The organism is Streptomyces sp. NPDC003077 (assembly GCF_040611095.1).
Classification (GTDB): domain Bacteria; phylum Actinomycetota; class Actinomycetes; order Streptomycetales; family Streptomycetaceae; genus Streptomyces.
Genome location: NZ_JBEXNM010000045.1, coordinates 15,478 through 39,876, shown reverse-complemented (window position 1 = coordinate 39,876; position 24,399 = coordinate 15,478). Strand labels below are relative to the sequence as shown.

Here is a 24,399-nt window from a genome sequence, read left to right as displayed (position 1 = left end):
GTTCACCCCCGCCGGTTCAGCCAGGGCACCTCGTGCGGCCCGTAACGGTAGGCGCGGAACAGGGCGTTGTTCTGCGCCGGGAAGAGGGTGCCGACCTCGGGTTCGCGATACCCGCCGAAGTGCGGGACCACGTACTCCCAGCACAGGTATCCCTCGGCGGTCACCTCGAAGATGCGGCCCGCCGGGGAGTCGGTGACGAGCGTGTTGCCGTTCGGCAGCCGCTGGGCGCTCCCCATGAAGGGCGCGAAGAACGCTTCCCGCGACGGGTCGTGGTACTCCCACACGATCTTTCCCGAACTCCGCTCGATCTCGATCACGCGGGAGTACGGCACGTCGTGGCCGGGGCGGAAGACGCCGTTGTCGAAGACGAGGAAGTTGCCGTTGGGCAGCTCGGTGGGGTTGTGCTGCTGGGAGACGGTGCCCGGCGCCGTGCGCCACAGGATCTCGCCGGTCGCCCGGCTGATGACGACCACCGCCGAGACGCTGCGCAGGCTGGCCAGCACGTTGCCGTCCGCCAGCGGCAGGACCGCGTTGATCAGTGGCCAGTGCTCGCGTGCGTAGGCGGGGTGCAGGGCGTACTCCGCGCGGTCGAGGTGGTCGCTCACCCGCCAGGACCACAGCGTCCGGCCCTCGGCGTCCACCTCCTTGATGGTGTCGGCGTACACGGTGCCCGGCGCCGCGTCGGCGGACCCGCTCCCGTCACGCCGCCCGTCCGTGTCCCCTCCGGCCTCCGACCCGGGGACGCCACCTTGTACCGCCGCCGCGTGCGCGCCCGTGAGCGGCTCCAGCGCCGAGTACAGGATCCGCCCGTCGCCGTAGTGGTGGGCGTCGTGGTGCTGGAGCGGATCGATGTGCTCGCGGACCACCTCGCCCTCCGGCGTGATCTCCCGCATCACGCCGCCCCGGTACTTGTGCCACATCGGGAACAGCGCTTCCTGGTCCGGGAGGACGCCGTTGTAGGCGAGGTTCCCGTTCGGCAGGATGCGCGCGTGCCGCCCCGGGCGATACGGCAGCTTCCACTGGTGCACGACCTCGCCGTGCAGGTCGACGAGGTAGACCTCACCGGAACCGGTGAGCGGCGCGTAGAGGGTGTGGCCCGCGTACGCGGCCGTCGCGTCCAGGGCGATCAGGCCGGTGCCCCGGCGGCGTCGGGTGTTCTGATCGACAGCGGTCACGGTGACTTCCCTTCGTCAAACTTTGTTTGATGGGAACAAACAGCGTTGACTCTAGGACCCGGGTGTTGCGGCCGTGTGAACGCACCGATAAGCCGGTCGGCGATCATTGACGTGCGCCGTCGGACGTGACGGACCATCAAACCGTGGACGAGGAAGGGTGACGGACCATGCGCGAAGGGGAACCGATCCCGCAGATCGGGGCGGGAGTGCGACGGCGCCGCCGCGCGCTCGACCTCACCCTGGCCGAACTCGCCCGCCGCTCGGGCCTGTCCGCGCCCTTCCTGAGCCAGGTGGAGAACGACCGGGCGCGGCCCAGCATGCGGTCGCTCCAGCGGATCGCCGACGCGCTGGAGACCACGGCCGTACGCCTGCTGGCCGCCGCCGAGACACCGCGCGCGGTCGACGTCGTGCGCGCCGACTCGGCCTCCGTGAGCGAGGACGGCGCCCAGGGCCGGGTCCGCCCCCTCGTCCGCGGCCACCGCCAGCTGCACGCCCTGGAGTTCACCGGCCGGCACGACTGGCGGCGCGCGTTCAAGCACCCGCACGACGAGGTGATGTACGTCGTCGAAGGCGCCGTGGAAGCCGAGGCGGACGGCCGCCACTACGAACTCGGCCCCGGCGACACCCTCTTCTGCCCCGGCGGCGTCACCCACCGCTGGCGGTCACTGCGGGAGGGGACGCGGGTGGTGCTGGTGGGGGTGGCGGATGATTTTCGGGGGTGAGGTCCCTGGACTTGTCGGCCCGCGCGCCGCCATCCCGCACATCCTGGCCGCCGCGGGCATGGACGGCCTCGAACGGTTCGTCCGGGGCTTGCCGGATGTGGGTGTATCCGGTGGCCGGGGGTCCGGATGATGGCGGGTCGGAGGGTTTGCCCGCGTGCTCGGCCCCTGTTGCGCAGGATGCGGAACTCGTTCCTTTCCGGATCTCTCGATACGCACGTCCGGTAGTTTTTATAATCGAACGCCCGAGTGGGTCTGATCTGTTGGTTCCGCTGCCGGCGTTTGGCCTCTTGACGTTTATCACGCGCGGGGCGAGGCTCGTGCAAGCACGTGCAACCGACTCGGTAGAGGAGCGCTCAATGGCCCTGAAGTTCTTGGGGATCTGGCCGAACACCCCGGATGACGGTTCGCCAACGATCTGGTTGGACGACACGACGGGTGACCTGATCATCCAGTCATGGAAAGCCGATGACTCAACGATCCGTCAGGCGCAGGAAGTCGGTTCGTCGCCCGGCCATTCCACGGACGTGCCGGACCACGAAACGGTAATTCGGCTGCCCGCCAACATGCTGCAATTCATTCCGCGTCCGGACGGTGAGGTAAACGGTGGCAACAGCGGTACGTGAATGTCTCGCAAAGGCGCAACGTTCAGCGTTGCATCTTGAAATGCGAGACGGCTACATGCGGGATGATCCGGAATTCATCCGGTGGCAAGAGGGGTACCGGCACGACCCGACCGACCGCACATCATGGTGGCGTCCGTGGCTGGACGTGGTGGCCGAGGCAACAGGCCGAGGTGTGGTCATGCGCCGGTTGCGCGTGATCTCCGAACCGCTTAGTGACTATGTGCGGTATGAGTACGACGGCACGTTCACCAATGTCGCCGCCGGGGAGGACGTGCGTTGGTTGCCTCGTTCTCTGGCCCGTGACTTGCTGCTGCCCGTGCTGGACGGATGGGTCATGGATGAGGAGACCGTGATCCTGCACCACTTCAGCGGAGAGGGGCAGTGGACCGGCCCGCGCATGGAGGTCATCCACGATCGGGCATTGGCGGCGCAGTACGTCACGGCGTATGAGGCAGCGTGGGAGCGGGCGATTCCCCACGCGGATTACCGGCCCGCCTGACGATTACGCACCATGGCCGTTTCCTCATCCTCCAGCGCACAGCAGGCCCGGCAGGCTCTCGCGGATCGCCTCGCGGAAATCTGCCGGGATGCCGGCCTTACCGGTGCCGATGTCGCGGAGCGTTGCGATTGGAGCAAGTCGAAATCCTCGCGGATTATGAACGCGCGCACGCCTCCGTCCGCTGACGATATTCGGGCGTGGTGCCGGGCGTGCGGGGCCGAGGAACAAACCGAAGACTTGATTGCCTCACTACGGACGGCCGAGGGAATGTGGGTCGGTTGGCGACGAATGGAGCGGGGCGGACTCAAGCAAGCGCAGGAAGCCCGGCTACCGCTGTATCAGCGAACCCGCCGTTTCCGGTCCTACTCGTCATGGCTTGTGCCCGGCATGATCCAGACTCGGCCCTACACAACGGCAGCGCTGCGAGCGATCCAGCGACGGCGCGGACTGGCGGACGACGTGGCCGAGGCGGTGGCCGCGCGCATGGAGCGTCAGCGCGTGCTGTACGAAGGTGACCGGCGGTTTGCGTTCCTCGTCGAAGAGTCGGTGTTGCGATCCGGTATCGGTGGCGCCGAGGTCATGGCCGGACAGCTTGGACACCTCATTTCCGTCGCCTCTCTCCCGAATGTGAGTCTGGGAGTTGTGCCCATGACACCGGATCGGGAGCGCTGGCCCGCTGAGGGTTTTTGGATCTACGACACGACACAAGTCAACGTCGAATTGATCTCCGGCTACCTCACGATCAAGCAACCAGGCGAGGTAGCCATGTACGCGGAAACTTTCGCGGAGTTGGCAGCACTGGCGGTCTACGGAGCGAACGCCCGTGCGCTGATCGCGGACGCCATGGAGCGGCTGGCGTAATTGCTGTGCAACCTCGTGCAACCGACTGGGGGTTGGGGCGACGCGGTTCCTAGCGTGGGTGCCCATCGGACCACGCGAGGGGACAGCAGACATGGCGGGGAAGGCGACGGACACCGGCACGCGAGAGATCGTGTCCAGCCATCAGTACCCGGAGATGCGGGCGACGCCGGCTGAGGGGTGCGACGTATGCGGCGCGCTGGCCAAGCAGTACGCCACATCGAAAGACCGGGACCTGTTGATCGAGATCAACAACCACCCCCACACGGAACCCAAGCTGTCGCGGGTCCGTGCGTGGAAGCAAGAGGGGGCCAAGACCGGATGAGCATCCCGCAAGGCGCGTGAGCTCCCGTCACAGCGAGGAATGTCATGGCACGCGTGAAATACCGGTTCCGCGATCACACGTTGCGGCCGGACGAGACCGAGAACGCCGACCCCGTCCTGTGCACCATGGAGTGCAAGGGATGCGGAGAGACCAGCGAAGGGGCCGAGTACTCCGAGGACGGGACGCAGTGGGCGGCTGTGCATCTCAAGGCGCATCCCGGCCACTTGACGTACCGAGAGCACATCACGCGCCCCTACCGGTTCGAGCCGGGAGCGTGGCGGTGACGGATCAAGAGCTGTCGGCCCCTACGGGGAAACTCACGGGAACGGTCGGGGATGACGTATTGACCGTTCACCGACTTCGGGAGGGGCGGCCGGTGTGCGGCGCTGTCGGCAAGGTGGACCAGTGGCAGCGGGCTGTCTCGTGTCCGAGGTGTCTCATCACCGACTAGGCCCCCGTCGCCGGTCGCGCTGACTTCCGGTGCCGGGTGATCGGGCCCCGTTCGTGCGTCTTCCCCCAGGCGCATGGGCGGGGCCTTTCCGTGCTCTGACCAGGGTGTCCCGCAGAATGGTCAGTCCGGCGTTCGCGGCACGAGCGCCCCGCGCCATCAGACCAAGCCGTCCCACGGCGGAGGAGGCGACGAGGCGAGGAACCGCAGAAGGCCGAGCAGCCGGGCGGCCGGGGGAGCGGTCCAGTGGCGCCGGCCGGGGGCCGGGGAGGGGGCCTTCAGGCGCGCGAGCGCCCAGGCGAGGTGGTGCCACAGCACCCGCGCCTCCCACGAACCGGGCTCCTCGTCCGCCTCGTTCTCCTGCCGGTAGCCGTCGAGCAGGGCCGGGACGTTAAGGAGCGGGACTTTCGCGAACTCGGTGGCGGAGTCGGCCCACAGCGCGTCACCCCAGTCCACGATGCCCCCGAGCACCGTGGCATCCGGGGAGACGAGCAGGTTCTGCGGCGCGATGTCACCGTGCACCAGCACCCGCGGCGGGGCGGGCGGCACCAGTGGTGCGAGCCGGTCGAACCAGCCGCGGAGCCAGCGCGCGGAACCGGCATCGAGATAGCCGTCCGCCAGGAGGCGGGCCACCAACGACCGGGGGTCTTCGGCGTCCTCGTCCGCAGGGACGGCGTCCGGGAGAGCTGTCGGTGCGGAGGTGGGCAGCCGGTGCAGCTTGGCCAGCTCACGCCCCACCTGGTGGAAGACCTCCTGCGCGTGCGTTTCCGGCGGATCGAGCCGCGCGAGGTCCACCCCCGGCGCCCGCGCGAGCACCATGTACGGCACCTCCAGCAGGGAGCACCCGGCGTCGAAGGTGACGACCTCCGGAGTACGCACCCCGGCCCGCCGCGCGGCCGGGATGACGGCGGCCTCTTTGACCAGGTCGGGAACGAAGTTCTCGGACCGGGGGACGCGTAGCACCAACTCGTCGCCCAAGAGGAGGACGTGATTGGCCTCCCCGGAAGGGAGGGGCCGCACCTTTTCCAGGGCGACCCCGTGCCGGGCGGCGAGGGAGGCCAGGGCTTCCCGGGTGGGATGGGTGTCTCGCATGGGCCGGATCTTCGCATGGAGGCCGTGCGCCCGCTGCTCGTCGAGCTGTTCCGTACCGGGGCCGCGATCGGGGCCGCGCTGGGGCAACCGCCGACACATTCCTCGTCCCAATAGCAGACGGACTCCCAAAAGGGCGCCACGCGCCTGGCGATTCCCTCGGATGGATCATCTCGGCCCCTCGTACGGAGGAACGCGGCTGAGCCGATGGCGACACAGAGTGATGATCGACAGATTCGTCGTACCGCGGGTCCCGATTGTTTGGCGGGCGCCCGCTCCTGTGTCCGTGCCTGTCCGCTTCCGAGGTGACGCGCCATGCCGCACCGCCCGTCCCCGACCCCGCCGGCCCTCTCCGCCACGTCCGTCGGCCCGCACGAGGAGCACTGCGACGTCGCGATGTGCTGCCGCTGCCAGAGCCGCAGATGGGCGACGTACGTCGGAGCGGAGCGCCTGTGCGGCCTGTGCGCGTCGTGCTGCGTCGGGTGCGGGCGGCTGCCGTCCCGCCACTTGGGGGGATTGCCCGATGGTCTGTGCGCCACCTGCCGGGGGCGGTGCCGGCGGTGCGCCCGGGCGCTGGACCGGGACGCGCGCGAGCGCGAGGAGGCGGAGTGCGGCAGGTGCCGGAAGCCGCCGGCGCGGCCCGGCCGCGATCCGGTCGGGTTCGTGCTGCGGGCCCTGCCCCGTCCGTTGCTGAGCGCCCTCGGGGGGAGGCTGCCGCCCGTCGTCGTCCGGACGGTGCAGGACGAGCTGGCGCGCCGGTCGCCCCAGCAGCTCTTCGACCGGATCGAACGCCGCTGGTACGGGCGCTGGTCGCACGCTCTGGGGGAGACCGACGAGGAAACCGGCCTGCCCCGGTGGACGCCTGAGGACCTCGCCTGCCGACTGGTGGCCAGGGGAAGTTGCACCGTCGCCGGATGCGAGGACGGCGTGCTGATCGAGAGCGATCAGGTCTGTCCCGCCTGTCATCGGCGCGGGCCGCGGTTCGTCTATTCCGTTCCGCCGTCGAGCGCGCGGACGAGGGAGCAGGCGCTGACCGCGATGCGCGGCGTCCTGAGCGAGAGCCCGCACCGCACCGGTGCCGCCGCCCGGCGCCGGGCGGCCCGCCGCGCCGCGTCCGACGAACGCCGGCCGGAGGAGACCCGGCGGGGACGGCGGGCGCCCGAGGCGCAGGGCGGGCGGCGCACTCCCGGCGGTGGGGCGGAGGCCGCCACCGAGCGGGCGCGCGACCGAACCGCCGGCCCGGACCGGCCACGTCCCACCCCGCCCCCACCGCCCGGCCACCCCGGCACCCGCCCGGTCCCGCGCCCCCGTTCCGGACGCGAGGCCGGGGACGAGGACCGCGCTCAGGAATCCACCGGCCAGGCCGTCGTCCGGAATCCCCGTTCCGGACGCGAGGAGGAGAACGAGGACGGCCCTCAGGAATCCGCAGGCCGGGCCGTCCGGACCCGCGTCTGGGTGGAGGCGCGGCGGGTGCCGGGACCGGGTTGACGGAGGCGGTGGGGGCCGCGCGGCCCGGGCGGTGAGGGTGTTCACCGGCCGGGCCGTCGTGTGCGCTCAGCCGGAAGTCGCGCGGTGGGCCGTGCCCTTCATCCGTAAGTCGAAGCCACCCTGGACAGTCGGCCGATGTCCCGGCAGGCCCGGAACTCCAGACTGGAAGCAGCCGGCCCCGCACGGGTGGTGGGGGAGCGGAGTCGGAGTAACGGCGGAACGCGGACAACGGGGGGCACAGTGGGTACCGAGGGCATCAAGCGCAAGCAATTCCTGGCGGGCGCGGCGGCGGTCGGGGTGACCGCGGCGACCGGTTCGTTCCTGACGGCGGGGCGGGCCGAGGCGGCGGGCCGGGGCGGTGTGGCCGGCCGTGACGACGAGACGGGCCGCCCTGCCGGAGCCGGGGCGGGACACCGGCGAGGGCTCACCTACCGGGGTGTGTGCTACGAGGCCACAGCGGGGGAGACGCCGGGGACGGGGTGGACCCTCGCCAGGATGCGGGCGGACATCGGCGCCATCAAGGACCGGCTGCACGCGAACTCCGTCTCGATCTACGGCACCGGCGTCGAGCGGCTGACGGCCACCGCCGCGGAAGCGGCCGAGCGCGGGCTGCACGTCTGGCTCCAGCCGCGGATGGGGGACCGTCCGCACCGGGAGATTCTCGACCACTTGGCGGAGACGGGCCGGTACGCCGAGCGGCTGCGGCGCCAGGGCGCCCGCGTCCACCTCAGCGTGGGCTGCGAGTTCTTCCTGTTCGTCCCCGGGATCGTGCCGGGCAAGGACGTCCTGGAGCGGATCGACAACCTGCTCAAAGGGACGTTCGACCGCGAGCTCATGGCGCGGCGGCTGCGCGCGTTCATCGCCCGGTCGGCCGCCGTCGGCAGGTCGGTCTTCCGCGGTCCGCTGACGTACGGCGGGGCGCACGGTGACGACGTGGACTGGAACCTGTTCGACATCGTCAGCGTCAACTACTACGGGTACCACCCGCGCCGGGCCGACTACGTCCGGGAGCTGGAGGGGTACCGGCGGTGGGGCAAGCCGGTGGCGATCAGCGAGTTCGGGACCTGCGCTTACAAGGGCGCTCCCAAGCGGGGCGGCATGGCGTGGAACGTCATCGACCGCTCCAAGCCGGAGCCCGAGATCGTCGGGAATCTGGTCCGCAGCGAACGGGTCCAGGCCGCCTATCTCACCGACATGCTCGACGTCTTCGAGTCGATGGACCTGTACGCGGCGCTGGTGTTCTCCTTCGTCGACCGGGAGTCCCCGCACATACCCGAGAACCCCCGGCGCGACCTGGACATGGCCACGTACAGCATCGTCAAGGTGATCAGGGACCGGCACGACGACCCCCCGTCCCTGTGGCACTGGGAACCGAAGCAGGCGTTCCACGCCCTGGCCCGCCACTACGCGCGCCGGGGGCGGTGCTGAACGCGGACGCCCGTGTTGACGTGCCCCGGGACGGTGCGGCCCGGCATGCTCACCCCGGGCCGTGCCTCCCCTCCCGGCAACCGCCCGCCCCGCCCCCGCGCGGCGTGGGCGGCGACGACCCGGCAACCGCCCGCCCCGCCCGGCGTCCCGTCCCGTCCCCGCGAGGCGTAGGTGGGTTGCCCCGACAACCGTCGGCCTGCCCGGCCTGCCCGGCCTGCCCGCCCCCGCGCACCGCCCCTCACCGTGACGCCCGATGGCCCCCCTTCCCCGCCTTGGTCAGCCGCAGCACGACGAAGGCCAGAACGGCGAGCACGGCGGCGCCCAGGACGATCTTGGAGTAGGTGTCGACAAGCGAGGTGACCTGCTGCCAACGGCTGCCCAGCAGATAGCCGGCCATGACGAACAACGCGTTCCAGATCAGGCTTCCCAGGGTCGTCAGGGTGAGGAAGATCCGCATCGGCATCCGTTCGACCCCGGCGGGCACCGAGATCATGCTGCGGAAGATCGGGACCATGCGGCCGAAGAAGACCGCCTTCGTGCCGTGCCGTGCGAACCACGCCTCGGTACGGAGGATGTCCGAGGCCTTCACGAGCGGGATGCGGGCCGCGAGCGCCACGGTGCGGTCCCGGCCGAGCAGGGCACCCACGGCGTACAGAGCCACGGCGCCGACGACGGAACCGACCGTCGTCCACACCAGGACGGCGATCAGGCCGATCCGGCCCTGGCTCGCGGTGAATCCGGCGAGCGGCAGGATCACCTCGCTCGGCAGCGGCGGGAAGAGGTTCTCCAGGGCGATGGCCGTCCCGGCACCGGCGGCGCCGATGGATTCCATGAGGTCCGCGGCCCAGCCCGCCACCCCGTCGAGGGGCGCGGCGGAAGGGTCGGACGCGGCAATGACTGTCATGGGAACGACGCTAGGAATGCCGGAGACCGTGCGGAATGCGGGCCTCCGCAGAGTTCCGGTGCGGTGCCGCGCAGCATGATCCTGTGGTTTTCCGCAGTCCGCCCGCGCGTCCGTCCGGCTAGCGTGGCCGATCATGCGTAGGTTCTTCCGCCACCGGCTCCGGGTCGCCCTGGGGCTCCTCATAGGTGCCCTGACCGCAGTCGCGGAACTCGTCTTCGTCCTCGTGGGCGGGCTGTGGCTGCTGGCCGCGCCGGGCCGCCGCGACGCCGACGGGTCCCGCGTCTTCGGCGCGGCCCGCCACCTGGCCGGAGCCGAACGGCGCCGGATGGCCCGCTTCTACGGCGCCGACCTCGCCGCGCCGGGCACCGGCCGCCTGACGTTCGCCTACCTGGGCTTGCGGTGGGCCGTGGGCCTGCTGGGCGGCGGGGTGCTGCTCTACACGCTGATCCTGCTCGGTTACCTGTCGTTCCCGCTCTGGGGCTGGCTCCTCACCTCCGGTTTCGACCACCCTTCCGACGTGGTGTACACGGCCATCAGCGCGTCGTTCGGGATGTTCCTGGCCGTGCAGGGCGCCCACGGCGTGCGGTTGCTGGACGAATGGCTCGCCCGGCGGTTCCTCGGCCCCAGCGGACGGGAACTGCTGGAGCGCCGGATCGGCGAACTCGCCGCCAGCCGGGCCGGCGTGGTGGCGGCCGTCCACGACGAGCGGCGGCGCATCGAACGCGACCTGCACGACGGCGTCCAGCAGCGCCTGGTGGCCCTCGGCCTGCTGATCGGCCGCGCCCGCCGCGCCACCGACCCCGGCAAGGCCGACGCGCTGCTGCTCCAGGCCCACGAGGAGTCCGGGCGCGCGCTGGCCGAACTCCGCGAGGTCGCCTGGCGGGTCTACCCGGCGGCGCTGGACGAGGGCGGACTCCCCGCGGCCCTGGAAACGGTGGCCGAGCGGGCGGGCATCCCCGTCCGCCTCGTGGACGAGGTGCGCGGGGACCTGCCCTCGGCCGTCCAGACGGTGGCGTACTTCGTCGTCGCCGAGGCGGTCACCAACGCGGCCAAGCACTCCGGGGCGACCCTTGTGACCGTCCGCGTCGGGCGGCAGGGCACCATGGTGCGCGTGCGCATCGAGGACAACGGGACCGGCGGCGCCGACGCGTCCGGGGGCGGCCTGCTGGGACTGGCCCGGCGGGTGGCCGCGCTGGACGGTCGGTTCACGGTCGACAGCCCCGTCGGGGGACCCACCGTCATCACCGCGGAGCTGCCGTGCGCGTCATGATCGCCGACGACTCGACGTTGCTGCGCGAGGGACTGCTGCGCCTGCTCGCGGACGAGGGCCACGACGTCACCGCCGCCGTCGGCGACGGACAGGCGCTGCTGGCCGCCGTCGCAAAGGACCCGCCGGACGCCGTGGTGGTGGACGTGCGGATGCCGCCCACCCACACCGACGAGGGGTTGCGCGCCGCCCTGGAGATCCGCGACCGCTGGCCGGACACCGGCGTGCTGGTGCTCTCCCAGTACGTGGAACGCCGGTACGCCACCGAACTGCTGACCACCAGCGGCGCGGGCGTGGGCTACCTCCTCAAGGACCGCGTGGTGCAGGTGGACGAGTTCCTGGACGCCCTGGAGCGGGTCGGCTCCGGACAGTCCGCCTTCGACCCCGAGGTGGTCCGCCAGCTCCTGGCCCGCAGCACCCACACGGACCCGCTCCAGCGCCTCACCGCACGCGAGCGCCAGGTCCTCGACCTGATGGCCCAGGGCCACACCAACGCGGCCATCGCCCAGCAACTCCACGTCTCCCAGAGCGCCGTCGAGAAGCACATCAACGCCATCTTCGACAAGCTCCGGTTGACCGGCACGCGCGGCTACAGCCGGCGGGTGCTGGCCGTGCTGCATTACCTGGGGTCGTGAGCGGGCTGCCGGTTGGCAGGGGCGGCCGATTGCCGGGGCCGCCGATTGCCGGGGGTGGCGGGGGGAGGGCTGATGGCTGATTCCGGCAGGCGTGGCTGACGGGGCCTCCTGGCGGATATTCGCCTTTCCGACATCGATCATGCGTGCGAATGTCGTGCGCGACAACCTCGTGCCACGTGCGTCACCTGAGTCGCACGTGCATCCGCGTCATCCGTGTCATCCGCCTCGTCCTCGTCGCCCACCCACGTCCCGCTCCGCCTGCCCGCTGCCACCGGACGACACGGAGCACCGCCCCCCAGCCGCACCGCACCGGTCACCTGAGCGGCACAGCGGCCGGCAAGGCGACCGGAGCCGTGGCCCGCTGAGGGGCCGTGTGAGGGCCCGGAGCGGAAGCGGCCGGGCTCTCGTTCGCTCACGAGATCCCCCTGGCATCCCGGACCCGGCCACCTAGTACCGTTCACCGGTGGCGCCGTGGCCCGTGGTGCGGCGGAGGTTGACGAGGCTGGCGAAGTCCCGTGTGCCTGGTGAGACAGTCGGTGCACCCATGGTTCGCCGGACGCCGGACGCCGGACATCGGACGGTTTGCCCGACGCCGGACGGACGTGGCGCGTGGGCCCTTGACGACCGAGGAACGAACAGGGGGAAGTGTTGGACCCGATGACGGAAGCCGGGAGCGAGCTGCGTCGGCTGGTGGAAGAGGTGCTCGAACCCGGCGAACGTGTGGTGGACATGTTCCCCGTGGAGGCGGGCGAGGTCCGCCTCGACACCACTCCCTTGCCGCCGAGGGAATGGGAGGTCCTGGTGTTCGGGGCGCAGTCCTGGCAGGAGACCTCCTGGGGCTCCCGGGCGTTCGACTCGGTCCTGAACTTCCTCTCGCCCGACCCGCCCCGAGGAGAATTCGGCGATCCGGCGCTGCGCGAGAAGCACCTGCGGAAGAAGAAGGCCTTCTGGGGTGCCTGGGACAGCCTGGCCGGTGGTCTGCTGCGGGGACTGCGCCCGCGCGGTGCGGCCGAACACAAGATCCTCCTGCTGACCGACCGCCGCGCCCAGTTGGTCTACCTCGGTCACGTGGCGGTGCCGGGCGGGGAGCCCGTACTGCGGTCCGAAACGGGCTGGCGGTGCGCCCCGCACGAACTCGTCTGGGTCCGCGACTGCAGGGACCGTTCCAGAGGCCACTACCAGTTGGGCTTCTCCGACGGCACGTGGGCGCCGGTGTACTTCCCCCGCACGGTTCGCGACCGCTTCGCCGCCCTCTTTCCCCAGGCACAGCACTGGAGGAAGCCGCTTCCCGACGTTCTGGCCGATCCCCGGTGGCAGGCCCAGGCCGCCCGGGCCGTGGGCGGGACGGGGGAGCCGGTCTGAGGCGGTGCCGCGTGGCGGCGAGCCGGGAGAAGCGCGCCGACCCTTCGCGGCGGTAGCCGGGAGAAGTGGGCTGGCTCTTCGCGGCGGTAGCCGGGGCCACGCGGGCCGGCTTCCCGCCCCCGCTCACAGCACGGACGGCGCCGCCTCGACGGCCGCTTCCCCAGCGGACGACGGGAGCGGCCCCGACTCCCCGCCACCGGCCGCCGCCCCATGGCGGGCCACCGCCTGCCGCAGCGCCTCCCGGCACGCCGCCACGGCCGGGTGACGACTGCTGCCCCGGCGGACGGCGGTGAACAGCCGGCGCGTCCGGTGTCCGGGCGGCAGCTCACGCAGCGGAACCGTCGGCGGCCCGTCGCTCCACACGAGGTCCGGCAGCAGGGCGACGGCGTGGCCTTGTTCCACGAGCCGCCGGTGCAGGAGCAGATCGGTGGATTCGAACCGCACATCGGGTTCGAACCCCGCGTTGCGGCACAGCGTCATCGCCCAGTGCCGGGCGGCCGTGCCCTCCGGCTCCATGGCCCACGGGTGAGCGGCCAGCACGCGGAGCGTGGCCTCCGGGGACGCGTCCGCCCCGGGGAGCCGCGCGGCCACCGCTCCGGGGAGCGCCAGGCGCAGGGCGTCCTCGTACAGGTCTTCCTGCTCGATGCCGTCGGGCCGGGGATTGGGGTTGCCGGGGAACTCCTCGGCAATGACCAGGTCGAAGTCCCGGGCCACCAGGGCCGGGAGCGCGCTCTTCGGCTCCAGCTGGGTGACGTGGGTCCGCAGGCGGGGGTGCGCCGCGCGCAGCGCGGTCAGCGCCGTGGGGATCAGGGCGAACGCGGCGGTCTGGAACGACGCCAGGCGCAAGGTCCCGGTGAGGTCGGTGAGGGAGGCGGCGATGTCCGCCTCGGCGGTCTCCAGGCGCTCCAGCACCGCCTCGGTGTGCGCGACGAGGATCTCGGCCTGCTCGGTCAGCCGCACCCGGCGCCCGACCGGCTCCAGGAGCGCCACGCCGACCTCCGCCTCCAGTTGCGAGAGCTGCTGGGAAATGGCGGACGGGCTGTACGACAGGGCGGCGGCGACGGCGGCCAGCGTTCCCCGGTGCTTGAGCTCGCGCAGCAGACGCAGCCGGTGCAGGTCGAACATCGACACCCTTTCTGTTCGGATCTGCTCGTATCTGCCGGCGAATATAGATCCTCCAGCAGGAATTCCCGCTGCTCGCCCTCGTGGGTGGGTGGTGCACGGGGCCGTCGTCGGCCGGGTCGCGTGCGCCGCCGTGGGTGCCGTAGCTGCTCGCCCTCGTCAGATGCACGCCCTCGTCGGCGAAAGCGTCTGCCACGCACTCCCGCAGGCGGAAGACTTCCGTTGCTCGCCGCCGCTGGCGGCAGTGCGCCAGTTGTTCCCCACCCGCCCCGCCGAGCGACGACCCGTTCGTTTTGCTGACGGATACGGATCGGAAACCCGCGCTGGACCGCGATCGGGGCCGCACCGCAGGCTGACCGGGTGCCCGAGATCACCACCTCCCTCCACACGCCCACCTGGTACGCGCGCCCCGCCGCCCGCGCCTGGACCTGCACCCCCGCCCCCGACCACGTGCGCGCCTTCCACGCCGCGCTGCCCGGCTACGCCCCCACCCCGCTGACCGAGCTCCCCGCGCTGGCCGCCGAACTCGGCGTCGGCCGGGTCTTCGTCAAGGACGAGTCGTCCCGCCTCGGCCTGCCCGCGTTCAAGGCGCTCGGCGCTTCCTGGGCCGTGCACCGGATCGTCGCGGAGCGCCCGCCGGGGACCCGGCTGCGGCTGATCACCGCCACGGACGGCAACCACGGCCGGGCCGTGGCACGCATGGCCCGGCTGGCGGGGCAACGCGCCCACGTCTTCGTGCCGCGCGGAGTGCACCCGGCCGCCCTGGCCGCCATCGCCGCCGAAGGCGCCCAGGTCACCGGGGTCGCGGGCACCTACGACGACGCCGTGCGCCGGGCGACCGACGCCGCCGCCGCGCCGGACGCCGTCCTCGTCCAGGACACCGCCTGGCCCGGTTACGAGCGGATCCCCGGCTGGATCGTCGAGGGGTACGCCACCCTGTTCGCCGAGGTCGACGAACAGCTGGCCGCCGCCGGAGCCGGGACGCCGGGCCTGGTCGCCGTCCCCGTCGGGGTGGGCTCGCTCGCCCAGGCCGCCGTCACCCACTACCGCGGCCGGGCCGCAGGCCGCGCACCGGCCCTGCTGTCCGTCGAACCCGAGACCGCGGCCTGCGTCCTGCACAGCCTCCTGCGGGGGGAGCCGGTCAGCGTGACCACCGGGGAGACGCCCATGGCGGGCCTGAACTGCGGCACCCCCTCCGCCCTCGCCTGGCCCCGGCTGCGCGACGGGCTGGACGCCGCCGTCGCCGTCACCGACGCGGACGGCGCCCGCGCGGCCCGCGCCCTCGCCACCCACGGCGTGCCCGCCGGACCCTGCGGCGCCGCCTCCCTGGCCGGGGTCCGTGCCGCCCTCACCGGCCCGGACGCCGACGCCCGCCGCGCGGCTCTGAGCCTCGACCCTTCGGCCACCGTCGTCCTCCTGAGCACCGAAGGAACGGCGGCGAACCCGTACGCGGCGGAGCAAGCCGGTCGCGGGGTGTAGGAATCACCGGGTGGGCGCAGGCGGGGCAGAACGAGCGGGCCACCGAAGGATCGGCGGCGAACCCGTACGCGTCGGAAGGAGCGGATCGCGGGGCCGCGCAGGGGCGCAGGGCGGGCAGGCAGGCGGCGCTGGGCAGGCCAGGACGAGCGGACCGCCGACGGCCCCCGGAGGCCACCGGCCGCACACCCCGCGCCCACCACCCTCCACATTCAGCCCATCCGCCACATGCGCCCCACCACCCCCGGCACCAAACTGATCGCAGAACGGACTTATGACGCGAGGTGCGGGCACATGGGCGGACTGCCGCGGATCATGAGCGATCCGCTGACCAACCGCGGGACCGCTTTCACCGCCGCGGAACGCGACCGCCTCGGCCTCGTCGGACGGCTGCCCGACGCGGTGCTCACGCTGGACCGGCAGGCCCGCCGCGCCTACGAACAATTGCACCGGCAGCCCGGCGACCTGGCCGCGCACATCTATCTGGAGCAACTGCATGACCGCAACGAGGTCCTGTACTACCGACTTCTCACCGAACACCTGGTCGAACTGCTGCCCATCGTCTACGACCCCACGGTGGGCGAGGCGATCAAGAGGTACAGCCACGAGTACCGCCGCCCGCGCGGCGTGTTCCTGTCCATCGACCGCCCGCAGGACATCCGGCGCTCCTTCGAGGCGCTGCGGCTCTCCGCCGACGAGGTGGACCTCGTGGTCGTCAGCGACGCCGAGCAGATCCTGGGCATCGGGGACTGGGGCGTGCACGGCATCCGGATCTCGGTGGGCAAGCTCGCGGTCTACACCGCCGCCGCGGGAATCCCCCCGGGACGCTGCCTGCCGGTGGTCCTCGACGTGGGGACGGACAACGAGAGCCTGCTGAACGACCCCCTGTACCTCGGCGTGCGGCACAGCCGGGCGCGCGGACGGCGGTACGAGGAGTTCGTCGCCGCCTACCTGGAGACGGTCGCCTCCCTGTACCCGCACGCCCTGCTGCACTTCGAGGACTTCGGCCCCGGCAACGCCCGGCGCCTGCTGGAGCGCTACGGCGACCGCTACCGGATGTTCAACGACGACATGCAGGGCACCGGGACCATCACCCTCGCGGCGGCGATGTCCGCCCTGAAGGCCGCGGGGACCGCGTTCCGCGACCAGCGCGTGGTGATCTTCGGGGCCGGGACCGCCGGCGTCGGCATCGCCGACCAGCTGCGCGGCGCGATGGTCCGGGACGGACTGGACGCGGACGAGGCGACCCGCCGCCTCTGGCTGATCGACAAGAACGGGCTGCTGCGGGACGACATGGACGACCTGCGGGACTACCAGCGCGGCTACGCCCGGCCGTCGTCCGAGGTCGGGGACTGGGCCTCGGGCCCGATCGACCTCCTGACCACCGTCCGGAACGTGCACCCCACCCTCCTCGTCGGCACCTCGACCGTCCGCGGCGCCTTCACCCGGCAGGTGGTGACCGAGATGGCCGCGCACGTCGACCGGCCGATCGTCTTCCCCCTCTCCAACCCCACGGAGAAGATCGAGGCCATGCCCGCCGACCTCCTGGCCTGGACCGACGGCAAGGCCCTGACCGCCACCGGCATCCCCGTCGAACCGGTCGAGACCGGCGGCGTCCGCCACGTCATCGGCCAGGCCAACAACGCGCTGGTCTACCCCGGGCTGGGCCTGGGCGCCCTCGTGGCCCGCGCCGAGCGTATGACCACGGGCATGCTGCTGGCCGCGGCCGAGGCGGTCGCCGGACAGGTCGAGACGGGCACCCCCGGCGCGCCGCTGCTGCCGCCGGTCGAGAACCTGCGTGCGTCGTCGGCGACCGTCGCCGTGGCGGTGGTGCGGGCGGCCGTCGCGGACGGCGTGGCCGCGACCACGCCCGACGACCCGGTCCAGGCCGTCCAGGACGCCATGTGGCAGCCGGAGTACGGGCCGCCGCCCGACGCGGACGGGGACGGGGACGGGGACGGGGACGCGGGAGGCTGATGCGGGCGCCCGGGCGGGGAACCGGGTGGTGCACTGGTCGGTGCCCGGCCCGGGCGCGGCGCTCAGACCGAGAAGGGGACGACCTTCAGCGGCGTGACCCGGACGATCAGCCGGCGCACCTCCTCCGGCTCCGCCGGGTAGTCGCCGCCCAGGTACTTGTGCGCCAGGGTCTGCGGCAGCGTCTTCTCGGGGTCGTCGACCAGTTCGGCGGTGCCCCGGATCTCCACCGTGCGGTACGGGTCCGCGGGGTCGAAGACCGTCAGGCTCAGCCGGGGGTCCCGGGCCAGGTTCCGGGCCTTCTGGCGCGTGGCCGTGGTGGAGAAGACGAGGGTGCCGTCCCCGTCCAGGCCGACCCAGACCACCGAGGTCTGCGGACCGCCGTCCTGATTCAGGGTCGCGACGGTGGCGAAGCTCTTCCCGTCCAGCAGCCTGCGTGTCTCCTCGTCGAATACGACGGACATGCCTTCTCCTCTCGTCCGGTGGTGAACGTGTGCCACACCAGACGAACGCGGACGAGCGCCGCCGCCTTCCCGCCCGCTCCTCTCAAAGCCGCCCCGTCGCCTTGCGCCGGCCGCCGTAAGGCACGGTTCCGCGTTCCCCGCCCATGGGTGCGGGTCTACCGTGAGGAACAAGGCGGAACACACCATCGGGGGTGGATCATGGTGGATCCGGTGCTGACCGCGTTGCTGCCGGCGCTCGTCGGCGGAGCGGGCGGGGCGGTGGGACGGCAGGCCTGGGAGACGCTGACGGCACTCGTCCGGCGCCCCTTCCGCGGCCGGGAGCGGACCGGCGGGGACGACCGGACCGGCAACGAACCGGAACCGGGCGGTCACGGCGAGGCCGACGAGCCGGAGGTGCGGACGGGCGAGCCGGAGGCGCGGACGGGCGAGGCGGAGCTGACCGCGCTGGCCCGCGACCCGGACGACCGGGAACGTGCCCGGCAGTTGGCCCGCGTGCTGACGGAACGTGCCGCCGCGGACCCGGAGTTCGCCCGCGACCTGGCCTCCTGGCAGCGCGATGCCGCCCGGCTGCTGCGCACCGGCGAGGGCGACGTGCACAGCGACGTCACGGGCGGCAGTCACGGAGCCGTGGTGCAGGGCCGGGACTTCCACGGGCCGATGCACTTCGGCACCACCCCGCCCCCCGCGCCCGGCCGCCGGCCACCGGAGCCCGAGGAGTAACCGTGGCCGCCCGGCCCGGCAGGCGTCCCCCCGGTGCAGGGGGACGGTACGACCTCGGAGAACTCTGGGACACGGCGGACGCACACGGTCTTGAGCACGTACGCGGCGCGGGGAACGCGGAGAGCGTGCACGCCGCCGAGAACGCGGGCGGTCCGGGGAACGCGGACGATGATGGTACGGGGAACGCGTACGACACGGAGGACGCGTACGGCGCGGAGAACGCATACGACACGGAGGACGTGCGCCGCCCCGGGGCCGCACAGGGCGCGGAGGACCTACGCGATCCGGGCGGCACACGCGATCCGGGCGGCACACGCGGAACCGCCCGTGAATCCGCCGCCCACGCCCCGGACGCCGTGCGCAACACCATGACCGGCGGCGGACACGGCATCGTCGTCCAGGGCGGCCGGTTCGACGGACCGATCACCTTCACACTGGCCGGCGACCGGGTGCCCGACTACCTCCGGGACCCGCTGCGGTGGCCGCTCGCCGCGGAGTGGGACGCGCTGGCCGCGGGCGCGCACCGGGCCCGGCCCGGCGCGGACGGGAACGCCGTACCCCGCTACGTATGCCGCGACCTGGACACCTCGCTGCGCCGGCGGCTGGCGTCGGCGGCCCGGTGCGGCGGACTCGTCCTGCTGGTGGGCGGCGCGACCACGGGCAAGACCCGCGCCGCCTTCGAGGCGCTGCGCACCGTCCTGGGCCGGCACCGGGTGCTTGCCCCGGCCGGCGGCCCCGACCTGAGGACCGCCGCGGAGGTCATCGAACGCACGGGGGTGTGCTGCGTCGTCTGGCTGGACGACCTGGAGACGTTCCTGGGGCCCGAGGGGCTGGAGCCGGCGCTGCTGACCCACCTCGTCCGGCTGCGGGTGCCGGTGCTGGCCACCATGCAGGGCCGGCAGTACGAGACCTTCAGCCCGCACGAACGGGACGAGGCCGCCGACCGGCTGGCCCGGCAGACCGCCGTCCTCGGGGCCCGCGTGCTCAACCAGACCGAACCCCTCCTCGTCGACCGCCTGTGGACCGCGACCGAACTGGAGCGGGCGGGCCGGTGCCAGGACGACCGGATCACCGCGGCCCTCGCCCACCACGCCTCCTACGGCATCCCCGAATACCTGGCCGCGGGGCCCGCGCTGTGGCGCGACTGGAAGAACGCCGAAGGCGGCGGCGGGCACCCGCGCGGCGCCGCCCTGGTCGCCGCCGCCGTGGACCTGGCGCGCACCGGTCTGCGCTGCTTCTCCCTGAAGCTGCTCGACGCGGTGCACCGGCAGCGGCTGCGGGCCGCCGGGCCCCTGCTGCGGCCGGAACCCTTCGACGAGGCCCTGGCCTGGGCCACCCGCGTGCGCTTCGGCATCACCAGCATGCTGCTGCCCACCGACGACCCCACCGTGTGGCGGGTCTTCGAATACCTCACCGACCACACCCACACGCCCATCCCGCCACCGGTGTGGCAGGCCGCCCTGGCCCACGCGTCCGACGACGCCGAACGCTTCGCCATCGGCGTCAACGCCTACCCCACCGCGCCGGACGTCACGGAGGGCGCGCTGCGTCCCCTCGCCGAGGCCGGTGACACCGACGCCGCCTTCAACCTGGGCGTGCTGCTGAACCGGGCCGGGCGCACGGCCGAGGCGGAGGACATGTTCCGCCGGGCCGCCGACGCCGGCGACCCCGGCGCCGCGTTCAGCCTGGGCATGCTGCTCACCCGGCTCCGACGGCCGGCGGAGGCGCGGGAGACGTTCCGCCGCGCCGCCGAGGCGGGGCACCCGGGCGCCGCCTTCGCCTTCGGCGTGCGGCTGGAACAGGCCGGGCACGTCAAGGAGGCGGAGGAGTGGTACCGCAAGGCCGCCGGGGCCGGTGACCGCGGCGCCGCCCTGAACCTGGGCGTCCTGCTGGAACGTGCGGGCCGGACCCGCGAGGCGGAACGGGCGTACCGCCGGGCCGTCGACGCCGGCCTCACCGGCGCCGCACGCAACCTCGAACGGCTGCTGCGCGACAGGGAGGACACGGACCCGCCGGGCGATCCCTGACATGTCCGACGGCCACCGGCGGCGGAAGGCACGGCGGTCTTGCCTCCGCCGCCCCAAGGGCGTTGGCTCCTGCCTCATGATGGATTACACGCAGCTCGGACGCTCAGGACTCACCGTCAGCCGCCTCGTCCTCGGAACGATGAACTTCGGCCCGCACACGGACGAACCGACCTCCCACGCCATCATGGACGCCGCACTGGACGCCGGCGTCAACTTCTTCGACACCGCCAACGTCTACGGGTGGGGCGCCGCCAAGGGCCGGACCGAGGAGATCATCGGCAACTGGTTCGCCAAGGACGCGAGCCGCCGGGACAAGGTCGTCCTCGCGACCAAGGCGTACGGGCACATGGAAGCCGCCGAGCGGCCCTGGCCCAACCACGACCGGTTGTCGGCGCTCAACATCCGCCGCTCCGCCGAGGCGTCGCTCAAGCGCCTCCAGACCGACCACATAGACCTCTACCAGTTCCACCACATCGACCGCCGCACGCCGTTCGAGGAGATCTGGCAGGCGATCGACGTCCTGATCCAGCAGGGAAAGATCCTGTACGCCGGATCCTCCAACTTCCCCGGCTACACCATCGCTCAGGCCAACGAGGCGGCCGGCCGCCGCGGCCTGCTCGGGCTCGTCTCCGAACAGTGCCTCTACAACCTCGCCGAGCGCCGCGCCGAGATGGAGGTCATCCCCGCCGCGCAGGCGTACGGCCTCGGCATCATTCCCTGGTCGCCGCTGCACGGCGGTCTGCTCGGCGGCGTGCTCAAGGGGCGGTCCGGCGCCGCCCGCCGCGCGACCGGCCGCGTGCCGGAGGCGCTCGCCGACGCCTCCGTCCGCGCCCGCGTCCAGGAGTACGAGGACCTGCTCGACCGCCACGGCCTGGCCCCCGCCGAGGTCGCCCTTGCCTGGCTCCTCACCCGCCCCGAGGTGACCGGCCCGATCATCGGCCCCCGCACGCCGGAGCAACTGACGGGTGCGCTGCGGGCGCTGGAACTCGACCTGGACCCGGAACTGATCGCGTCCCTGGAAGAACTCTTCCCGGGACCGGGGCCGGCGCCGGAGGCGTTCGCCTGGTGACGGCGGCGAGGCCGCGGGGGGACGGGGCCCGGCCGGGGTGCGCGAACGGGCATCCGTGGCCGCGCGGGCCGAGCCGAGAGGCCGGTCGCCGGTAGGGAAGCGGGCGGTTTCGCTCGGTGCCCGACGGACGGGAGGCGACGGTGGCCCTGTCCCAGAAGTTTTGGGACAGGGCCACCACCTCCTTGGTATCCGTGACAGGCAAGCCGACGGCTCACGCAGCCGGCGGGCCGACCAGCACCGGCAGCCGCTTCAGGGCGTGCGAGCGGAAGGTGGTGCGCCAGGGGAGTTCGGTCTCGGGGACGGCCAGGCCGAGCCCGGGGAAACGCCGGATCAGGGTGGTCAGGGCGAGGTCGATCTGCATGCGGGCGAGCGGGGCGCCCAGGCAGTAGTGCATGCCGTGGCCGAGGGCGAGGTGGGACGGGTCGGCGCGGCGTATGTCGAAGCGGTCCGGCTCGGGGTAGCGGTCCGGGTCGCGGTGGGCGGAGGCCAGGCCGAGCAGCACGGTGTCACCGGCCGGGATGCGCACGCCGTCGATGTCGAGGTGCGTGGTGGGGAAGCGGCGGATGGCCGTCTGGTTGGGGAGCGCGTACCGCAGGATCTCCTCGATGGCGTTGGGCATCAGGGCCGGGTCGTCGCGCAGGGCGGCGAGCTGCTCCGGGTGCCGCAGCAGCGTGTACAGGCCGCCGCTGATCAGGTGCTGGGTGTTCTCGCTGCCCGCCAGGAGGATGAGGAAGGCCAGGGAGACGAGTTCGTCCTCGCTGAGCCGGTCCTCCTCGTCGCGGGCGGCGATCAGAGCGGTGAGCAGGTCGGGGCCGGGCGCGGCACGCCGGGCGGCGACGAGTTCGACGAAGAAGCGGTGGATGTTCTGGACGGCCTCGCGGAGTTGGGCGCCGCTTTCCGGCGCGAGCATGGTGGTGATCCAGCCGGAGAAGCGCGTCCGGTCCGCCTCCGGGACCTCGAAGAGGTCACCGATGACGGTCAGCGGCAGGGGGTTCGAGAAGTGGGCGACGAGATCGACGGGCCCGCTCGCGTCCGCCAGGCGGTCGATCAGGTGACCGGTGGCCGTCTGACGTGGCTCCGCAGGTCCTCGACGCGGCGGGGCGTGAACGCCTTGGAGACCAGCCGGCGCAGCCGCAGGTGGTCCGGCGGGTCGAGGTTCAGGAGATTGGCGTCCAGCGCCGGCGGCAGGGAGAAGCCCTGGTAACCGCTTTTGGCGTGGTTCTTGCTGACGGACAGTCGCGGATCGGTGAACGCGGCGCGTACGTCGGCCTCACGAGTGATCAGCCACGCCGAGGAACCGTCGGGGAGCCCGACGTGGTGGGCGGGCGCTTCGGCCCGCAGCCGGGCCCACGTGGCGTACGGGTCGGCGGCGAACGCGTCATCGAAGGGCTGGGGGAGCGCTGAGGACGTGGTGGGGGAGGTCATGGGTGTGATGGGCATCCCTGAAGTGCGTACGGACAACGGACGGGGTGACGCGTGACCGAGTCTCGCATTGCCGGGCCGCCACGGCCGATTTCCGGCGGAGGTCCGTACGGCTACCGGCCTGGGCGGTCAACGAGCCGAACGGGGCCGGTTGTCGGCGGCCGGGCCGCCCATCGGTGCGTGGACCGGCTGGGCCGCCGGTGGCGATGCCTGGTTCACTCACCGCCCCGCGCACGGGCGCGCCGGTGGGCCCATCCGCCTCAACGGCGTGCCGAGCGGCTCCCGTTGCCCCGCGTCACCGGCGCTGCACGATCCGCAGGAACGGGGCGCCGGCCGGCAGCAGGTACTTGGCGGCGAGGACGGGCCGGCTCTCGGCCGAGACGACCTGGGTGATCAGGATCGCGGGTGTCTCCGGGGGCCTGTTCATGGCCTTGCCGCGCTCCCGGCCGAGGATGGTGGCGCCGAGGGTGCTCTTCCCGGTGAGCGTATGGTCGCCGGCCGCGGCCAGGAGCGCGGCGAGCATGGTCACCACGGGCTCGCCCGTCGACGGGTCCGCCGCGGCCTGATGGGCGATCGCCTCGGCGCAGGCCGGGTCGAGGGCCGTGAGCGCGGAGTCCTCGGCGGCCCATTCGTGGGCGAAGCAGGCCGGGACGCCGTCGACCTCGATGAGCGTCTCCCAGAACCAGGTCCGGCTCATGGACGACAGCCGCAGGTGGTGACCGGAGAAGTCGGTGGCCTCGTCGTGCTCCGCGGCCAGCCGGCGGCAGGTGATGTTGCCCTCGTCCAGCAGCGCCTCGACGGGGAGGAGCCGTTCGAGTCCGCGCGGGGGCAGGTGCTGGTTCACCCGGCTGCCGACCCCGTGCTTGCGGGTGATCACCCCGTCCTCCTGCAACAGGATCAGGACCTCGCGCAGGGCGGGGCGGCTCACGCCCATACGGGCGGCCAGCGCCGGCTCGGACGGCAGGTCCGAACCCGGGGGGAAGGTCCCGTCGTGGATCGCGGCGACGATCCGCTCGTACAGCTCGACGCGGGGGGTGCGGCGGCGTGCCGTACGCGGACTCTTCATGGGCTTCACCTGCTGTTGTCTGACGTATGGGCGCGCCCGGACGGTCGGCCCCGTAGAGGATGCGCGGCCCGGGAACCTCTGGTCAAACAGCTCGGGGTCTTGCCTTCCCATGGTGGCGGGATCTAGCCTCCCACCAATCGCCATCCAGTTGTCTTACAACTGTTCGTCGGCGGGGGCTCTTGTGTTCCCCGCATCCCATCGGAAAGGCGCCGCAAGATGACAGACGCCGCCGCGGA

Annotated in this window: 24 protein-coding genes; 16 read left to right on the top strand and 8 right to left on the bottom strand. The window is 72.5% G+C overall.

Annotated features, from left to right (window positions below; translation table 11 throughout):
- Positions 1-2: 2 nt before the first annotated feature.
- Positions 3-1,175 carry an aryl-sulfate sulfotransferase gene (locus tag ABZX96_RS25860; protein ID WP_355548967.1) on the bottom strand — a complete coding sequence of 391 codons (1,173 nt, stop codon included), beginning with the start codon at positions 1,173-1,175 and terminating at the stop codon, positions 3-5.
- A gap of 167 nt (positions 1,176-1,342) precedes the next feature.
- Here ABZX96_RS25860 and ABZX96_RS25855 point away from each other — a divergent pair, with 167 nt between their 5' ends.
- From ABZX96_RS25855 to ABZX96_RS25830, 6 genes are all read left to right on the top strand, one after another.
- On the top strand, positions 1,343-1,897 hold the full coding sequence (locus ABZX96_RS25855; protein ID WP_355548965.1) for an XRE family transcriptional regulator: 555 nt from the start codon (positions 1,343-1,345) through the stop codon (positions 1,895-1,897).
- A 356-nt stretch (positions 1,898-2,253) separates the two neighbouring features.
- The gene (locus ABZX96_RS25850) at positions 2,254-2,520 is read left to right on the top strand and encodes a hypothetical protein (RefSeq protein WP_355548963.1); all 267 of its coding nucleotides are present in this window, start codon (positions 2,254-2,256) and stop codon (positions 2,518-2,520) included.
- Positions 2,501-3,019 (top strand): DUF6879 family protein, encoded by a 519-nt coding sequence (locus tag ABZX96_RS25845; RefSeq protein WP_355548961.1) that lies wholly within the window; start codon positions 2,501-2,503, stop codon positions 3,017-3,019. The genes ABZX96_RS25850 and ABZX96_RS25845 overlap by 20 nt, the downstream gene beginning before the upstream one ends.
- 12 nt (positions 3,020-3,031) lie before the next feature.
- Positions 3,032-3,880 (top strand): helix-turn-helix transcriptional regulator, encoded by an 849-nt coding sequence (locus ABZX96_RS25840; RefSeq protein WP_355548960.1) that lies wholly within the window; start codon positions 3,032-3,034, stop codon positions 3,878-3,880.
- A 58-nt stretch (positions 3,881-3,938) separates the two neighbouring features.
- Entirely contained in the window at positions 3,939-4,202 is a 264-nt protein-coding gene (locus ABZX96_RS25835; protein WP_355548957.1) for a hypothetical protein, read from the top strand.
- 44 nt (positions 4,203-4,246) lie between these two features.
- Positions 4,247-4,486 (top strand): hypothetical protein, encoded by a 240-nt coding sequence (locus ABZX96_RS25830; RefSeq protein WP_355548954.1) that lies wholly within the window; start codon positions 4,247-4,249, stop codon positions 4,484-4,486.
- A 323-nt stretch (positions 4,487-4,809) separates the two neighbouring features.
- On the opposite strand, the gene ABZX96_RS25825 is transcribed toward ABZX96_RS25830, so the two are convergent.
- Positions 4,810-5,742 carry an aminoglycoside phosphotransferase family protein gene (locus tag ABZX96_RS25825; RefSeq protein ID WP_355548951.1) on the bottom strand — a complete coding sequence of 311 codons (933 nt, stop codon included), beginning with the start codon at positions 5,740-5,742 and terminating at the stop codon, positions 4,810-4,812.
- 312 nt (positions 5,743-6,054) lie between these two features.
- Here ABZX96_RS25825 and ABZX96_RS25820 point away from each other — a divergent pair, with 312 nt between their 5' ends.
- On the top strand, positions 6,055-7,227 hold the full coding sequence (locus ABZX96_RS25820) for a hypothetical protein (protein WP_355548948.1): 1,173 nt from the start codon (positions 6,055-6,057) through the stop codon (positions 7,225-7,227).
- A 240-nt stretch (positions 7,228-7,467) separates the two neighbouring features.
- Positions 7,468-8,655 carry an abortive phage infection protein gene (locus ABZX96_RS25815; RefSeq protein ID WP_355548945.1) on the top strand — a complete coding sequence of 396 codons (1,188 nt, stop codon included), beginning with the start codon at positions 7,468-7,470 and terminating at the stop codon, positions 8,653-8,655.
- A gap of 238 nt (positions 8,656-8,893) precedes the next feature.
- Here the strand turns inward: ABZX96_RS25815 and ABZX96_RS25810 are convergent, their stop codons facing one another.
- Complete coding sequence (locus ABZX96_RS25810) at positions 8,894-9,559, bottom strand: DedA family protein (protein WP_355548942.1); 666 nt, start codon at positions 9,557-9,559, stop codon at positions 8,894-8,896.
- A 133-nt stretch (positions 9,560-9,692) separates the two neighbouring features.
- Here ABZX96_RS25810 and ABZX96_RS25805 point away from each other — a divergent pair, with 133 nt between their 5' ends.
- The 3 genes from ABZX96_RS25805 to ABZX96_RS25795 all read left to right on the top strand — a co-directional run bounded on the left by ABZX96_RS25805 (position 9,693) and on the right by ABZX96_RS25795 (position 12,823).
- On the top strand, positions 9,693-10,829 hold the full coding sequence (locus ABZX96_RS25805; RefSeq protein WP_355548939.1) for a histidine kinase: 1,137 nt from the start codon (positions 9,693-9,695) through the stop codon (positions 10,827-10,829).
- Entirely contained in the window at positions 10,826-11,461 is a 636-nt protein-coding gene (locus tag ABZX96_RS25800; RefSeq protein WP_355549023.1) for a response regulator transcription factor, read from the top strand. The genes ABZX96_RS25805 and ABZX96_RS25800 overlap by 4 nt, the downstream gene beginning before the upstream one ends.
- 657 nt (positions 11,462-12,118) lie before the next feature.
- The gene (locus ABZX96_RS25795) at positions 12,119-12,823 is read left to right on the top strand and encodes a hypothetical protein (RefSeq protein ID WP_355548936.1); all 705 of its coding nucleotides are present in this window, start codon (positions 12,119-12,121) and stop codon (positions 12,821-12,823) included.
- 123 nt (positions 12,824-12,946) lie between these two features.
- Here the strand turns inward: ABZX96_RS25795 and ABZX96_RS25790 are convergent, their stop codons facing one another.
- On the bottom strand, positions 12,947-13,948 hold the full coding sequence (locus ABZX96_RS25790) for a LysR family transcriptional regulator (RefSeq protein ID WP_355548933.1): 1,002 nt from the start codon (positions 13,946-13,948) through the stop codon (positions 12,947-12,949).
- 357 nt (positions 13,949-14,305) lie between these two features.
- Here ABZX96_RS25790 and ABZX96_RS25785 point away from each other — a divergent pair, with 357 nt between their 5' ends.
- Positions 14,306-15,424, top strand: coding sequence for a pyridoxal-phosphate dependent enzyme (locus ABZX96_RS25785; protein WP_355548930.1), 1,119 nt, complete (start codon positions 14,306-14,308; stop codon positions 15,422-15,424).
- 291 nt (positions 15,425-15,715) lie between these two features.
- Positions 15,716-17,398 carry an NAD-dependent malic enzyme gene (locus ABZX96_RS25780; protein ID WP_355548927.1) on the top strand — a complete coding sequence of 561 codons (1,683 nt, stop codon included), beginning with the start codon at positions 15,716-15,718 and terminating at the stop codon, positions 17,396-17,398.
- 62 nt (positions 17,399-17,460) lie between these two features.
- On the opposite strand, the gene ABZX96_RS25775 is transcribed toward ABZX96_RS25780, so the two are convergent.
- Positions 17,461-17,859, bottom strand: a complete 399-nt coding sequence (locus ABZX96_RS25775; RefSeq protein WP_355548924.1) for a PPOX class F420-dependent oxidoreductase — start codon at positions 17,857-17,859, stop codon at positions 17,461-17,463.
- Positions 17,860-18,057: 198 nt separating this feature from the next.
- On the opposite strand from ABZX96_RS25775, the gene ABZX96_RS25770 reads away from it, so the two are divergent.
- The 3 genes from ABZX96_RS25770 to ABZX96_RS25760 all read left to right on the top strand — a co-directional run bounded on the left by ABZX96_RS25770 (position 18,058) and on the right by ABZX96_RS25760 (position 21,675).
- Entirely contained in the window at positions 18,058-18,579 is a 522-nt protein-coding gene (locus ABZX96_RS25770) for a hypothetical protein (protein ID WP_355548921.1), read from the top strand.
- A 2-nt stretch (positions 18,580-18,581) separates the two neighbouring features.
- Complete coding sequence (locus tag ABZX96_RS25765) at positions 18,582-20,606, top strand: tetratricopeptide repeat protein (RefSeq protein ID WP_355548918.1); 2,025 nt, start codon at positions 18,582-18,584, stop codon at positions 20,604-20,606.
- A 79-nt stretch (positions 20,607-20,685) separates the two neighbouring features.
- A complete protein-coding gene (locus ABZX96_RS25760; RefSeq protein ID WP_355549021.1) occupies positions 20,686-21,675 on the top strand; it encodes an aldo/keto reductase in 990 nt (329 codons plus the stop codon).
- Positions 21,676-21,886: 211 nt separating this feature from the next.
- Here ABZX96_RS25760 and ABZX96_RS25755 read toward each other — a convergent pair whose 3' ends face one another.
- The 3 genes from ABZX96_RS25755 to ABZX96_RS25745 all read right to left on the bottom strand — a co-directional run bounded on the left by ABZX96_RS25755 (position 21,887) and on the right by ABZX96_RS25745 (position 24,163).
- The gene (locus ABZX96_RS25755) at positions 21,887-22,585 is read right to left on the bottom strand and encodes a cytochrome P450 (protein WP_355548915.1); all 699 of its coding nucleotides are present in this window, start codon (positions 22,583-22,585) and stop codon (positions 21,887-21,889) included.
- Between the two features lie 137 nt (positions 22,586-22,722).
- Positions 22,723-23,115, bottom strand: coding sequence for a hypothetical protein (locus tag ABZX96_RS25750; protein ID WP_355548912.1), 393 nt, complete (start codon positions 23,113-23,115; stop codon positions 22,723-22,725).
- A gap of 277 nt (positions 23,116-23,392) precedes the next feature.
- Complete coding sequence (locus ABZX96_RS25745) at positions 23,393-24,163, bottom strand: GntR family transcriptional regulator (RefSeq protein WP_355548909.1); 771 nt, start codon at positions 24,161-24,163, stop codon at positions 23,393-23,395.
- Positions 24,164-24,399 lie beyond the last annotated feature (236 nt).

What these genes read in the sequence shown, in the direction of transcription:
- ABZX96_RS25830 (WP_355548954.1), top strand. Translation starts at nt 4,247, where the DNA reads ATGGCACGCGTGAAATACCGGTTCCGCGATCACACGTTGCGGCCGGAC.
- ABZX96_RS25780 (WP_355548927.1), top strand. Translation starts at nt 15,716, where the DNA reads ATGGGCGGACTGCCGCGGATCATGAGCGATCCGCTGACCAACCGCGGG.
- ABZX96_RS25840 (WP_355548960.1), top strand. Translation starts at nt 3,032, where the DNA reads ATGGCCGTTTCCTCATCCTCCAGCGCACAGCAGGCCCGGCAGGCTCTC.
- ABZX96_RS25820 (WP_355548948.1), top strand. Translation starts at nt 6,055, where the DNA reads ATGCCGCACCGCCCGTCCCCGACCCCGCCGGCCCTCTCCGCCACGTCC.
- ABZX96_RS25825 (WP_355548951.1), bottom strand. Translation starts at nt 5,742, where the DNA reads ATGCGAGACACCCATCCCACCCGGGAAGCCCTGGCCTCCCTCGCCGCC.
- ABZX96_RS25760 (WP_355549021.1), top strand. Translation starts at nt 20,686, where the DNA reads ATGGATTACACGCAGCTCGGACGCTCAGGACTCACCGTCAGCCGCCTC.
- ABZX96_RS25795 (WP_355548936.1), top strand. Translation starts at nt 12,119, where the DNA reads ATGACGGAAGCCGGGAGCGAGCTGCGTCGGCTGGTGGAAGAGGTGCTC.
- ABZX96_RS25755 (WP_355548915.1), bottom strand. Translation starts at nt 22,585, where the DNA reads ATGCTCGCGCCGGAAAGCGGCGCCCAACTCCGCGAGGCCGTCCAGAAC.
- ABZX96_RS25805 (WP_355548939.1), top strand. Translation starts at nt 9,693, where the DNA reads ATGCGTAGGTTCTTCCGCCACCGGCTCCGGGTCGCCCTGGGGCTCCTC.
- ABZX96_RS25770 (WP_355548921.1), top strand. Translation starts at nt 18,058, where the DNA reads ATGGTGGATCCGGTGCTGACCGCGTTGCTGCCGGCGCTCGTCGGCGGA.
- ABZX96_RS25750 (WP_355548912.1), bottom strand. Translation starts at nt 23,115, where the DNA reads ATGCCCATCACACCCATGACCTCCCCCACCACGTCCTCAGCGCTCCCC.
- ABZX96_RS25800 (WP_355549023.1), top strand. Translation starts at nt 10,826, where the DNA reads ATGATCGCCGACGACTCGACGTTGCTGCGCGAGGGACTGCTGCGCCTG.
- ABZX96_RS25790 (WP_355548933.1), bottom strand. Translation starts at nt 13,948, where the DNA reads ATGTTCGACCTGCACCGGCTGCGTCTGCTGCGCGAGCTCAAGCACCGG.
- ABZX96_RS25850 (WP_355548963.1), top strand. Translation starts at nt 2,254, where the DNA reads ATGGCCCTGAAGTTCTTGGGGATCTGGCCGAACACCCCGGATGACGGT.
- ABZX96_RS25855 (WP_355548965.1), top strand. Translation starts at nt 1,343, where the DNA reads ATGCGCGAAGGGGAACCGATCCCGCAGATCGGGGCGGGAGTGCGACGG.
- ABZX96_RS25745 (WP_355548909.1), bottom strand. Translation starts at nt 24,163, where the DNA reads ATGAAGAGTCCGCGTACGGCACGCCGCCGCACCCCCCGCGTCGAGCTG.
- ABZX96_RS25775 (WP_355548924.1), bottom strand. Translation starts at nt 17,859, where the DNA reads ATGTCCGTCGTATTCGACGAGGAGACACGCAGGCTGCTGGACGGGAAG.
- ABZX96_RS25810 (WP_355548942.1), bottom strand. Translation starts at nt 9,559, where the DNA reads ATGACAGTCATTGCCGCGTCCGACCCTTCCGCCGCGCCCCTCGACGGG.